At 53.2% G+C, this 12,777-nt stretch carries 12 protein-coding genes; 6 read left to right on the forward strand and 6 right to left on the reverse strand.

Annotated elements, in window-relative coordinates; genetic code table 11:
- Position 1 precedes the first annotated feature (1 nt).
- Positions 2-175 (forward strand): hypothetical protein, encoded by a 174-nt coding sequence (locus C7434_RS21905; protein ID WP_006118789.1) that lies wholly within the window; start codon positions 2-4, stop codon positions 173-175.
- On the opposite strand, the gene C7434_RS03075 is transcribed toward C7434_RS21905, so the two are convergent.
- Entirely contained in the window at positions 166-1,326 is a 1,161-nt protein-coding gene (locus tag C7434_RS03075) for a beta-glucosidase (RefSeq protein ID WP_033737580.1), read from the reverse strand. The two genes, C7434_RS21905 and C7434_RS03075, sit on opposite strands and share 10 nt — an antisense overlap.
- 156 nt (positions 1,327-1,482) lie before the next feature.
- Here C7434_RS03075 and C7434_RS03080 point away from each other — a divergent pair, with 156 nt between their 5' ends.
- Complete coding sequence (locus C7434_RS03080; protein ID WP_133745125.1) at positions 1,483-2,943, forward strand: phospholipase D family protein; 1,461 nt, start codon at positions 1,483-1,485, stop codon at positions 2,941-2,943.
- A gap of 31 nt (positions 2,944-2,974) precedes the next feature.
- On the opposite strand, the gene mdoC is transcribed toward C7434_RS03080, so the two are convergent.
- On the reverse strand, positions 2,975-4,099 hold the full coding sequence (gene mdoC / locus C7434_RS03085; RefSeq protein WP_133745126.1) for a glucans biosynthesis protein MdoC: 1,125 nt from the start codon (positions 4,097-4,099) through the stop codon (positions 2,975-2,977).
- Positions 4,100-4,379: 280 nt separating this feature from the next.
- Between mdoC and C7434_RS03090 the strand changes: the two genes are divergently transcribed.
- From C7434_RS03090 to C7434_RS03100, 3 genes are all read left to right on the forward strand, one after another.
- Positions 4,380-5,918 (forward strand): glucan biosynthesis protein G, encoded by a 1,539-nt coding sequence (locus tag C7434_RS03090; RefSeq protein ID WP_172677658.1) that lies wholly within the window; start codon positions 4,380-4,382, stop codon positions 5,916-5,918.
- On the forward strand, positions 5,911-8,463 hold the full coding sequence (gene mdoH / locus C7434_RS03095; RefSeq protein ID WP_033737576.1) for a glucans biosynthesis glucosyltransferase MdoH: 2,553 nt from the start codon (positions 5,911-5,913) through the stop codon (positions 8,461-8,463). The genes C7434_RS03090 and mdoH overlap by 8 nt, the downstream gene beginning before the upstream one ends.
- A 160-nt stretch (positions 8,464-8,623) precedes the next feature.
- The gene (locus C7434_RS03100) at positions 8,624-8,848 is read left to right on the forward strand and encodes a YceK/YidQ family lipoprotein (RefSeq protein ID WP_033737575.1); all 225 of its coding nucleotides are present in this window, start codon (positions 8,624-8,626) and stop codon (positions 8,846-8,848) included.
- Here C7434_RS03100 and C7434_RS03105 read toward each other — a convergent pair.
- The 3 genes from C7434_RS03105 to C7434_RS03115 form a co-directional block, all read right to left on the reverse strand.
- Positions 8,839-9,240 carry a MysB family protein gene (locus C7434_RS03105; RefSeq protein WP_033737574.1) on the reverse strand — a complete coding sequence of 134 codons (402 nt, stop codon included), beginning with the start codon at positions 9,238-9,240 and terminating at the stop codon, positions 8,839-8,841. The two genes, C7434_RS03100 and C7434_RS03105, sit on opposite strands and share 10 nt — an antisense overlap.
- A gap of 166 nt (positions 9,241-9,406) precedes the next feature.
- Complete coding sequence (locus C7434_RS03110; protein WP_033737573.1) at positions 9,407-9,757, reverse strand: DUF3147 family protein; 351 nt, start codon at positions 9,755-9,757, stop codon at positions 9,407-9,409.
- A 170-nt stretch (positions 9,758-9,927) separates the two neighbouring features.
- Positions 9,928-10,851 carry a Kdo(2)-lipid IV(A) acyltransferase gene (locus tag C7434_RS03115; protein WP_133745127.1) on the reverse strand — a complete coding sequence of 308 codons (924 nt, stop codon included), beginning with the start codon at positions 10,849-10,851 and terminating at the stop codon, positions 9,928-9,930.
- A gap of 260 nt (positions 10,852-11,111) precedes the next feature.
- Here C7434_RS03115 and C7434_RS03120 point away from each other — a divergent pair, with 260 nt between their 5' ends.
- Entirely contained in the window at positions 11,112-12,161 is a 1,050-nt protein-coding gene (locus tag C7434_RS03120) for a rhodanese-related sulfurtransferase (RefSeq protein ID WP_033737572.1), read from the forward strand.
- A gap of 39 nt (positions 12,162-12,200) precedes the next feature.
- Here the strand turns inward: C7434_RS03120 and C7434_RS03125 are convergent, their stop codons facing one another.
- On the reverse strand, positions 12,201-12,776 hold the full coding sequence (locus C7434_RS03125; RefSeq protein ID WP_006118799.1) for a YceI family protein: 576 nt from the start codon (positions 12,774-12,776) through the stop codon (positions 12,201-12,203).
- Position 12,777: the final 1 nt, after the last annotated feature.

Below are 12,777 nucleotides of genomic sequence, written 5' to 3' on the forward strand. Positions count from 1 at the left end.
GATGGAATCGCGCGATGATAAACTGATTGCGATTATTGGGCTGCTGACGGCTTGCCTGATTGGTGTCACCTTTCTGTTTCTGATGACATGGTTTAACGACAGCCGTCTTACCACGCCCGTCGACCATGTCGATGCACAAACCTGCTATCCTAAACCGCCCACCGGTCAACGCTGAACGCGCTGACTGAATTTAATCTGCTGGCTTCGTAGTACCAGTGCCAGATTCTCGTGTACCGTTCGGTTGCCGTTCGGATCGGCCAGCCCTAACAGTGAGCCTGGCGACCGTCTGTCATCGGCCCAGGCCGGATACTCAACCACCGGGTACAGAGAAATCCCTTCCATCGCGATACCCTGATCCAGCGCGACCATAACATTTTCACTGACTTCCTGCAGCCAGGGGGCCCGTGCCTCGCCTTCTGCGCCCGTCTCAGCGATTAACATGGGGCGCTGATAGCGTTGCCAGTACTGGGCCAGTAACAGGTGGAGTGGGGCCCGTACGGGATCGTCTCTGTCCATGGGCTGATCGGGAAAATACCAGTGGTTATCGGGGTAATAATTCAGACCCAGAATATCCAGATACTCTTCGCGCCCGCCCAGTTCCTTATCAAGGCGACCGGCCAGCATATCCCAGGCCTCAAACTGAGCCTGATGTTGGGCATCGGCCCCGGGTTTACTGTCGGGGTTATCAGGATGATGGGCAATCTGTACCAGCGGATCGGTAAGGACAAATCGCGCCGCGGGAATCACGTCGCGAATCGCCTGTATCGCCGCCAGAGAGGCACGGACCAGTTGCCGTTTTAACTCTTTTCCGCGCTGACTGACGTGAGGATTAAACCAGGCCACCTCCGCACCCGCCCAGGACCAGAACGATATTTGGTTAATCGGGGTAAAAAAGGGCTGTTCGATTCCCCGATCGCGCAGCAATGTCGCCATCGCACGGGCATAACGTTCAAAATGATCGACAAAGCTGGCTTTCCAGATAGTGAGATGGTCCGGATAGCCAAAATGGGCCAGCTCCCAGATGACCTGCAACTGTTGATCCCGCGCCGCATCGACCATGGGTAAAAAGCTACGCCAGTCGTACTGGCCTGGCGTTTTCTCAATCAGATGCCAGCGCGCACCGTCACGTGCGGTCAACAGGTGCAAATCGACCAGCGCGGCATAGTCTTTTCTGAACAACATATCGTGGCCACTGCTGATCACCATATCCAGGCGCTTACCAGGCGTGCGGCAGGCGGTAGAGCAGGGAAAACTGCCCTGAAAAAAGCTTTGAAACAGACGGGGTTGATGGTGTACGTGATCGTCAGTGATAGGCTGGTTGCGCATATTCCTCTCCTGCCGGACAAATGTCGGTCACAGATCGTTGGAGTAAGTCTAGACTAAAAAACATTGCTTTCAGTCTTGCAGCTGAGCAACCGCGACTGGCATCCCGTGCCGCGCGAAGGAATAATAATAAATGACCGTAAGATTCAGGGACTCTCCATGACCGAAGCGTTTAATCTTCCCCAGCCTGCACCGAGCCAGAGTTGGCTTGAGCAACGGCTTGTTCCGCCCGGGCAGCGTCATCCGGGGCTAAGCGGTATTCATCCGCTGAGTGACGGGCTGGATGCCTTTGCTGCCCGTTACCTGCTGATGGAAAAAGCGACAAAGACGCTGGATATTCAATACTATATCTGGCAAAACGACATGTCTGGTCGGCTCCTGTTCAGCGCCATGCTGGATGCAGCCAATCGCGGCGTGAAAGTCCGGCTCCTGCTCGATGATAACAATACGCCAGGGCTGGACGATACGCTGGCGCAGCTTAATCATCATCCAAATATTACCGTCAGACTGTTCAACCCCTTTTCCTTTCGCACGTTGCGCGCCTTGGGTTACCTCACTGATTTTGCACGCCTCAATCGTCGTATGCACAATAAAAGCTTTACCGCCGATGGCATCACCACGGTGGTGGGTGGGCGCAACATTGGCGATGAATACTTTGGGACAGGTAACGAACCGCTGTTTGCCGATCTCGACGTGCTGGCAATTGGAACCGTGGTCAAGGAAGTGGCGGAGGATTTTGAACGCTACTGGCACAGTAAACCGGTTTCCCCTTTGGACGATGTGCTGGAACAGGACGTGACGGCACATCCTGAAGTCGTTCTGCCTCCCGAATGGCGTGAGAACGAGGGCGTTCAGCACTATCTGAAGCGACTGAGCCATTCGCCACTGATTCAGCAACTGACGCAGGACAGCTTACCGTTTGTCTGGGCAAAAGCCCGGCTGTTGAGTGACGATCCGCGCAAGGGGCTGGGTAAAGCCCGTCGCAAATCGCTTCTGCCCCAGCGCATGCTGGAGGTTATCGGTTCACCCCAGCGTCAGTTTGATATCATTTCCGCCTACTTTGTTCCCACCCGCGCGGGCGTGGCGCAGTTATTGTCGCTAAAGCGTAAAGGCGTGAAAATTGCGATTCTGACGAACTCTCTGGCAGCGAACGACGTTTCTGTTGTGCATGCCGGTTATGCCAAGTGGCGCAAAAAGCTCCTGCGTCATGGCATCGCGCTGTATGAGTTAAAGCCGCAGGCGGGCGTAAACGATGCGCCGCACGATCGCGGGTTAACCGGGAATTCTGGTTCAAGCCTGCATGCGAAAACCTTCTCGGTAGACGAAGCCATCCTGTTTATTGGCTCGTTTAACTTTGATCCGCGTTCCGCCGTGTTAAACACGGAGATGGGACTGGTGATCGAAAGTGAAACCCTGGCCACGGAAACCCACCGGCGCTTTAGTGAATCCATGCGTGACAGAGCCTGGACATTGCAACTGGATAAGTGGGGCCGGGTAAACTGGCTGGAATATCCGGGCGAAGCGCAGCAGGTTGTGCATAAGCATGAGCCCGGCTGTAGCTGGTGGCAACGTCTGCAGGTCCGGCTGGTCTGGCGGCTGCCTATTGAGTGGCTACTGTAATAAAAAGGCGACCCGGACGGTCGCCTTTACCTTAACGCTTTTGCGGTTTACCGGAGAACAGAAAGCGCAGCAGAGGAATGCGCAGGTGCAACTCATACAAAATGAAGGAGGCACTAAACACCATTAAGAGGCCCAGAAAAAAGCCAAACGTGTTGTTGTGCAGATGCGGCGTCATAAAAATTCCGTACAGCAGGGTCAAAGGGTGATGCACCAGGTAAATGAACAGGGAGGCATTGACCAGGTACATAATCTGAGGAGAGTGAGAATTCAGCCATTTATGACCCAGACTGTAACAAACGTTCAGCATGCAAAGCCCCATCATGCTGCTGATCAGCGCGTCGGTTTCATACAGCCAGCCTTCACCACTGTTCAGCCGTTGGTTTGCAATGTAGGCGACCAGCATCACGACGGCCCCGACGTACAGCAGCGGGTTTGCCCGGACAAACAGCGTTTTCAGCGCCTGATGTTTCCAGCTGAGGGCACCCAGCATAAAAAACGGCAGGAAGAACAGACACTGCATAACGGCAAAGTTAAACAGCGCATCGCCCAACAGGGAAGGGTGGGCATAAAAAATCGCCCGCCGTACCGCTCCCCAGAGCACGGCCCACAACAACAGCCCCAGAGCCAGCTTTGTCCAGCCGACACGTTGGTAGTCAATATTGCGCTGCTGATCGCGTAGCCAGCGGAAGGTGAGCATGCCCAGTGTGGTAAGCAGCACCAGCACCAGCAAAAACCACAGGTGCGAGATCAACTCCCACATCAGCGTATTGTACTTGTCATACAGCGATAAATTGTTCCAGTTCGACAGCTTCGGAGTCCAGGCTTTCAGCATAAAGAACTGCGGCAGCGTGATCAGCGGAACCGCGGTGAGCATCGGAATCCCGACGCGCTCTAAGCGGACTTTCAGAAAGCGCTGAGGCTGATAGCGCAGATAGAGCATATAAGAGAAGTAGCCCGAGATAACAAAGAACACCTGCATACGAAACGAATGAATAAAATCATTGAGCGTAGTGAGCCACAGTGAGGCATCGTGGCTATTGACGGCCCATGACTGAGACGAATAGATCAGGGAGACGTGAAACGGCACGCCTAACAACATCAAACAGGCCCGAATGGAGTCGAGAAAATATTCACGCTCAGGTTTTTTTGTACTCATAAAGTTCCAGTTCGTTAGTACGTTTTAGGCGGTTTCGCCCTGAAACCGTTTTATGTTGGAGGGAAATTCTAGCTGGAGATAACAGAGTATACTATCAGTTGAATCTCAGTTGAGCCCGTAACGTTTAATTGTCCTAAAATCACCTCGCGAGTAGATGATTATCGGGAACATTGTTGTGCATATGCTGTCGGAAAGCCGAATTATCCATTAAGATAAGCGGGTTTGTATTAAGCACACGAAAGGGGGGGATGTGCTGACTAATGTAAAAAATAATGTGGGGCTGACGAAAATGCGCTGGATTGGCGCAGCGGTCCTGCTGGCTTTGTATGCCAACAACAGTTGGGCGTTTAACTTTGATGATGTCGCGAAACAAGCGAAAGAGTTGTCTGGAAAAAGCTTTGAAGCGCCAAAAAGTAATTTACCCTCTCAGTTTCGTGACATGAAATTTGCTGATTATCAGCAGATTCAGTTCAACCACGATAAAGCGTATTGGGGCAAACTGCGTACGCCGTTTAAGCTCGAGTTTTACCATCAGGGCATGTACTTTGATTTGCCGGTGAAGATCAATGAAATCACCGCCAATACCGTACGTGAGATCAAATACAATCCTGACTATTTCAACTTTGGCAACGTGAAGCACGATGCTGATGCGGTTAAAAACCTTGGCTTTGCCGGTTTTAAAGTCCTGTATCCGTTGAACAGCAAGAATAAGAAAGATGACGAAATCGCCAGCTTCCTGGGGGCCAGTTATTTTCGTGTGATTGGTGCAGGCCAGGTTTATGGTCTGTCTGCCCGTGGTCTGGCGATCGATACCGCGCTGCCGTCAGGTGAAGAGTTCCCGCGTTTCAAAGAGTTCTGGATTGAACGTCCAAAACCCCAGGACAAGCAGTTAGTGATTTATGCGCTGCTGGATTCTCCACGTGCCACCGGTGCCTACCGTTTCACGATTCACCCAGGCCAGGAGACTACCGTCGATGTTAAGACGCAGGTCTATTTGCGTGACAAGGTTGGTAAACTGGGCATCGCGCCGTTAACCAGCATGTTCCTGTTTGGCCGCAATCAGCCATCGACGGTCTCGAATTTCCGCCCTGAACTGCATGATTCGGACGGTTTGTCGATCCACAGCGGCAATGGTGAATGGATCTGGCGTCCACTCAACAACCCGCGCCATCTGGCGGTCAGCACCTACACGATTGAAAATCCGAAAGGCTTCGGGCTGCTGCAGCGCGGACGTGATTTCAATAATTATCAGGATCTGGACGATCGTTACGATCTGCGCCCAAGCGGCTGGGTTGAGCCATTAGGCGAGTGGGGCAAAGGCCATGTTGAGCTGGTGGAAATCCCCACCGCTGACGAAACCAACGATAACATCGTGGCGTTCTGGACACCGGAAAATCTGCCGGAACCCGGCAAAGCCATGGACTTTGACTACCGTCTGCACTTTGGCCGTAATGAAAACAAGCTGCATTCAGATGATGTTGCCTGGGTCAAAGATACGCTGCGCTCGGCGGGCGACGTGAAGCAGTCAAACCTGGTTCGTCAGCCGGATGGCACCGTGGCCTTCACCATCGATTTCGTAGGGAAAGACATGAGTGAAATGCCGGCCGACAGCCAGGTTGCGCCTCAGGTCAGCGTAGGTAAAAACGGGGAAGTGGTGGAACAGAGCGTTCGCTACAATCCGGTTACCAAAGGCTGGCGCCTGGTTCTGCGTATCCGGGTTAAAGATAACAAGCAGGCGACTGAAATGCGTGCCGCGCTGGTAAGCGGTGACAAAACATTGACGGAAACCTGGAGCTATCAGTTACCTGCCAATGAATAATCTGACTTTTACACCTCAACGCTATGTAGAAGCCCTGCCGCTGGATGCGGCAGGAAAAGCGCGTCTGGCGGCGTCTTTACAGAATGCCCAGACGTTCCATCAACTGCACGAATCGCTGGGTCAGGATGTGGCCGCCAGCGATCGTCCTGACGATGCACCGCTGAAGTCCGTTTCATCACGTGTTGAAATGGCCTGGCCTGATTCCCTCGCGGGTGGTGCACAGCTAGGCAAAGACTATCTGGAACGTACCACCCTGAAAGCGATGCCAAAGGTGAAGCGTTCGCTGATGTTTCCGGAAGCCTGGCGCACTAACCCGCTGGCACGTGCCTGGGACTCATTACGGGGTCATAAGGCGGTTCCGCGTTATGCCACGGCGGAAGAGCAGCGCGCAGAAGAAAAATGGCGCCATGTCGGTTCTGTTCGCCGCTATATCCTCCTGATTCTTACGGTGTTTCAAACCGTGGTGGCCACGTGGTACATGAAGACCATTCTGCCTTACCAGGGCTGGACGCTGCTGGATCCGATGGACATGATCAACCAGAACTGGCAGCAGTCTGTCATGCAGATTCTGCCTTATGTGTTGCAGACGGGGATTTTGTTCCTGTTTGCGATTCTGTTCTGCTGGGTGTCGGCGGGCTTCTGGACAGCACTGATGGGCTTTTTACAACTGCTGATCGGCCGGGATAAATACAGCATCTCTTACTCGACAGTCGGGGATGAGGCGCTGAATCCAGAGCACCGTACCGCGCTGATCATGCCCATCTGTAATGAAGATGTGGGTCGTGTGTTCGCAGGCTTGCGCGCCACCTGGGAATCCGTTGTGCGTACAGGCAACGCTGAGCACTTCGATGTCTATATCCTGAGTGACAGCTACGATGCCGATATCGCTATTGCTGAGCAAAAGGCCTGGATGGAGCTGGTGCGTGATGTCGGTGGGGCAGGAAAGATCTTCTACCGCCGTCGCCGTCGTCGTGTGAAGCGTAAGAGCGGCAACATTGATGACTTCTGTCGTCGCTGGGGCAGCAACTATAGCTACATGGTCGTACTGGATGCGGACAGCGTCATGAGCGGGGAATGTCTGACCGGTCTGGTGCGCATGATGGAAGCGAACCCGAATGCCGGGATCATTCAGTCGTCACCAAAAGCGTCCGGAATGGACACGCTGTATGCGCGCTGCCAGCAGTTTGCGACGCGTGTTTATGGGCCGTTGTTTACCGCGGGTCTGCATTTCTGGCAGTTAGGGGAATCGCATTACTGGGGCCATAACGCCATCATCCGTGTGAAGCCGTTTATTGAGCACTGTGCGCTGGCACCGCTGCCCGGTGAAGGGTCTTTTGCGGGATCCATTTTGTCTCACGACTTTGTGGAAGCGGCACTGATGCGCCGTGCGGGTTGGGGCGTATGGATTGCCTATGATCTGCCTGGCTCGTACGAGGAATTGCCACCGAATCTGCTGGATGAGCTTAAACGCGATCGCCGCTGGTGTCATGGTAACCTGATGAACTTTCGCCTGTTCCTCGTTAAAGGGATGCACCCGGTTCACCGTGCGGTCTTCCTGACGGGCGTGATGTCATATCTTTCAGCCCCGCTGTGGTTTATGTTCCTTGCGCTGTCCACCGCCCTACAGGTGGTCCACACGCTGATGGAACCGACCTACTTCCTGCAGCCTCGACAGCTGTTCCCGGTCTGGCCGCAATGGCGTCCTGAACTGGCGATTGCGCTGTTCTCCACCACGCTGGTGCTGCTGTTCCTGCCGAAGCTGCTGAGCGTAGTGCTGATCTGGTGTAAAGGCGCGAAACCTTACGGTGGTGCACTGCGTCTGTTTGTGTCGCTGCTGCTGGAAATGCTGTTCTCGGTTCTGCTGGCACCGGTGCGCATGCTGTTCCACACCGTATTTGTGGTCAGCGCGTTCCTGGGCTGGGAAGTCGTCTGGAACTCACCGCAGCGTGATGATGATGCAACGCCCTGGAGCGAGGCCTTTAAACGTCATGGCTCGCAGATGGCATTGGGTATCGTATGGGCAGCCGGAATGGGCTGGCTGGATCTCAACTTCCTGTGGTGGCTGGCGCCTATTGTCTTCTCACTGATTCTGTCACCGTTTGTCTCAGTGATGTCGAGCCGTTCGGGGCTGGGCCTGAAGACCAAGAAGGCGAAGCTGTTCCTGATTCCGGAAGAGTATGATCCGCCAAAAGAGCTGATCGATACTGACCGTTACGTCGAGCTGAACCGCCAGCGCGTCCTGAAAAACGGCTTTATGCACGCGTTGTTTAACCCGGCGTTTAACGCACTGGCGACAGCGCTGGCGACCTCACGGCACAAGCACAGCCAGTTGTTAGATCATGCGCGCGATCGGCGGGTTGATCAGGCACTGAGCGATGCGCCCGAGAAGCTGGGTCGTGAACAACGTTTGCAGCTGATCAGCGATCCGGTGGTACTGGCGCGCGTTCACACCCGTTTGTGGGAAAGTGGCGAGAAATACCATCAGTGGGTAGAGAGTTATCAAAAACTTTCGCTCAATCCTGACGCGCTTCCGCATCAGGCATAATGAAAAAAGCGGCAAAGATGCCGCTTTTTTTTTTGTCCCTGGCCCGACACAGACAGCAACATTATTTTGCAGTTTTACGTAAACAGGATGGTAACGCCACCTGAGTCGTGATTAAAATGACGGCTGTCTAACCTGAGTCGCTATTGTGAATAAACTCGTTATGTTAACGCTGCTGTCCCTCGCTATCGTTACGCTGAGCGGCTGTGGCAGTATTATCAGCCGTACCGTGCCCGGACAGGGACACGGTAACCAGTTTTATCCCGGCGTAAAGTGGGACGTCAGAGAGGGGGCATGGCGGATTATCACCATTCTCGACCTGCCGTTATCACTGGTTGTCGATACGTTGCTTATTCCGGTCGACGCCAGCCATGGACCTTACACGTAACCGCGATCGGAATCGCTGTTATCGTCTTCCCACTCTTCGGCGGCAGCCTTACCTTCTTCACTGTCCAGTGGAGGCTCAAGCTGAAATTCGCCATCGTCCCATTCATGCAGCGTGTTTTCCGCTAACCACTCCTGACGCAACTCAATCTCATCGAAGTCACCGTCAAAAATTGCCTGAGCGGCTTCACCACTGCGAATCGGTAAACATTCGCCTGAATCCCCTTCGTCTTCGAAGAACTCTGCCTGCCACATGATATCGCCATCCTGCATAACATATTTTTGCAGACCGAACTGATTGATAGCTGCATCATCTTGCTCAAGGTCTGGATGGTTGGCGAGAAACTCTTCACGCGCAGCGTCAATCGCTTCTTCCAGTGTAGTGAACATACTCATGCTTCTCTCCTTGCCTGATTAACGTGATTTCAGTGAAGGATAGACCAAAATCGCAGGAGAGAAAGTCAGTGCGTCAGAGGGCGAATATGTCTGGCGGTTCGGCAGGCAAAATGATGTGATGAAATCAGGCGGTACATCGTGCTGGCTTGTCTCGCAGAGAAGGCCATCACAGCAGTTCGATGCCCCAGCGTTTCAGCAGAACGGCCCAGAGAACGAATACGATAAGCGTCAGGACGCAGCTCAGTCCCAGGGTAAGCCAGAAGCCTGTACGCTGATACAAAAAAGGAAACAGGATAAACATGGGCAAGGTCGGCACCACATACCAGAAGGTGTACCAGGCGTGGGCGGCAATTTTGGCCTGCGTTTGTCCTTCCAGTTTCATCCAGACAAGCACCAGAATCGTGACCAGTGGCAGCGCCGCAAGCAGGCCGCCAAGACGATCGCTGCGTTTTGCCGCTTCCGAGATCACCACCACCATCAGGGCCGTTATTGCATATTTTGAAAGCAGCCAGAGCATCGTTTTCTCCTGTTCAACCGCAACGCATTATCCAGCTTAACATGAAGGGCATGCCCGACGGTGGAATGGGGGCAGGGCGAGGTCGTACCGCCAGGTCGGGTGCAGAACAAACGGTTTACCACCCCGTAAGGGAAAAGCGCTGCCCGCATCGGTGTCGGGCAGCGGTGAGGTTAATAGCGCGAGGGTTCGCCTTCAGGGCGGGTTTTAAAGCGGCGATGCAGCCACATGTACTGCTCAGGTGCCAGCAGTACGCCTTCTTCCACCACTTTATTCATGCGCGCGGCGGTGTCTTCTTCGCTGGTCAGCGGAAAATCAGCGCTGACATCAGGCAAAATGATCAACTCGTAACCGCGTCCTTCCGGCAGACGGCGCGGCACAAACGGGATAACCGCCGGTTTTCCGGTACGCATTAACATATGTGTCCCTACGGTGGTGGCGGCTTTGTCGACGCCAAAGAAGGGGACGAACACGCTGCTGCGGGGACCATAATCATGATCGGGCGCATACCAGATGATATCCCCACGTTTTAAGGCCCGGATCATGCCTTTCAGGTCCTTACGATCCAGCATGCCTTTATTGGAGCGCATACGACCGCGGGTTTGTAACCAGTCGATTAATTTATTGTCATTCGGCCGGTAAACGCCAATACCGGGATTATGAATGCCAAACATACGCGCGCCAATTTCCAGCGTCAGGAAATGCATACCGATAAGTAACACGCCGCGCTGGGTATCATGGGCCTGCTGAATATGTTCCAGACCGGAAGGTGTGTGCCATTTATGAATCCGCCAGTCGGGCCAGAACCACGCCATGCCGGTTTCAATCAGACCCATGCCCACAGATTCAAAATTATGCTTAATCATGGCTTCACGATCGGTGGTCGGCATATCCGGAAAGCTCAGCTCCAAATTGCGGCGAGCAATGGCCACACGTCGCTTCATAAACCGCATAGCGATACGGCCAATACCGCTACCCAGCGCGTAGAGCAGGGGATAAGGTAACAGGACCAAAATATAAAGAAAAATGATACCCAACCAGGTCAACCAATAGCGGGGATGAAAAAGTGCACGTGAAAATTGAGGCAATTGGGTCATCTTGAATACTGTTATCCTGCGTCGTGCACCTGCGGTGCTGTTATTCGTCAGTTGCGGTTATTGTGCCATTTTTTTCCCCGCGGCTGAAATGTTAGAGCATTTCTCCGGGTGTTGCAGAAGATGAAAATGAGGGCACAACACCATCGCGCAACGAAATTTACCGTTTTACCTATCAATTTTTCTTATACGCTTCGCATTTTTTTCATTTCAGGTATCATGTGCGCGCTAAATTTCTTCTATTGATAACAGGAACGAACACCATGCCAGTGTTACACAACCTTGTTTCCAATAAAGAGCTGAAGGCGCGTATGTTGGCCGAAACCGAACCGCGCACCACAGTCTCTTTTTACAAGTACTTCACCATTGCCGATCCCAAAGCCTTTCGCGATGCGCTTTATGTCGGGTTAACCGCATTAAAGGTGTTTGGTCGCATCTACGTTGCCCATGAGGGCATCAATGCGCAGATCAGCGTGCCAGCCAGCCAGTACGAGGCTATGAAAGCCTTTTTGTACGGCTTTGATCCCGCGCTGGACAATCTGCGCATGAATATTGCGCTGGATGATGATGGCAAGTCGTTTTGGGTGCTGCGCCTGAAAGTGCGCGATCGCATCGTGGCTGACGGGATTGAGGACGACACCTTTGATGCCAGTAACGTCGGCAACTACCTGAAAGCGGCCGAAGTTAACGCCATGCTCGACGATCCTGATGCGGTCTTTGTCGATATGCGCAATCATTATGAGTATGAAGTCGGGCGTTTCGATAACGCATTAGAGGTGCCTGCCGACACGTTCCGCGATCAACTGCCCATGGCCGTGGATATGCTTAAAGACAAGAAAGACAAAAAAATCGTGATGTACTGCACCGGGGGGATTCGCTGTGAAAAAGCCAGCGCCTGGATGCGGCACAACGGTTTTCAGGATGTTTATCATGTCGAGGGTGGGATTATTGAATATGCACGTCGGGCGCGGGAACAAAATTTACCGGTGCGTTTTAAAGGTAAAAACTTTGTTTTTGATGAACGCATGGGCGAGCGTATATCAGATGATGTTCTGGCGCATTGTCATCAGTGTGGTGAGCCCTGCGATACGCACGTCAACTGCGTCAATGATGGTTGTCACTTACTGTTTATACAGTGCGAAAGTTGTGCCGAGAAGTATGAGCACTGCTGTAGCCCGTTGTGCCAGGAAGAAGCCCGTCTGTCGCCCGAAGAACAGCGTGCCCGTCGGGCGGGACGTGAGAATGGCAATAAAATCTTTAACAAGTCGCGTGGCTTGCTGAATATGACCATTCCGGCACCGACGCGGAAATAACCGACCCCGCCTGAAGGCCGACTTCAGGCGGGTGTTTTGTTACTGACGGACGCCTTCAACAGAGATAATTAACTCGACGTTCTGCGAGGCAGGGCCCAGGTCATGGGTGATATTAAAGTCTTTCAGCGCAATCTCGCCTTCAGCTTCAAAACCGGCACGATAACCGCCCCACGGATCTTTTCCTTCGCCCATCATTTTGGCTTCCAGCGTCACCGGTTTTGTCACGCCATTCAGCGTTAAATCCCCGGTGACCGCCAGTTTGTCACCGTCTTTTTTCACGGAAGTCGATTTGAACGTCGCGGTGGGATGTTTCGCCACGTTCAGAAATTCAGGGCCACGAATATGTTTGTCACGCTCGGCGTGGTTGGTATCCACGCTGTTGGTTTTAATCGTGACATCGACTTTATCGGCGGTGGGATTGTCTGCATCGAAGGTGAATGAGCCATCAAAATCTTTAAACGTCCCATACAGCCAGCTGTAGCCCAGATGCTGAATACGGAACTGAACAAAGGCGTGCTGGCCTTCTTTATCGATTTTGTAATCGGCGGCATTAGCGGTCAGTGATCCCAGCAGCAGGCCAGTAGCGGTAACAGCCAGAAGCGTTTTTTTGAACATA

This window comes from Pantoea sp. PNA 14-12 (assembly GCF_004364735.1).
Lineage (GTDB): Bacteria > Pseudomonadota > Gammaproteobacteria > Enterobacterales > Enterobacteriaceae > Pantoea > Pantoea stewartii.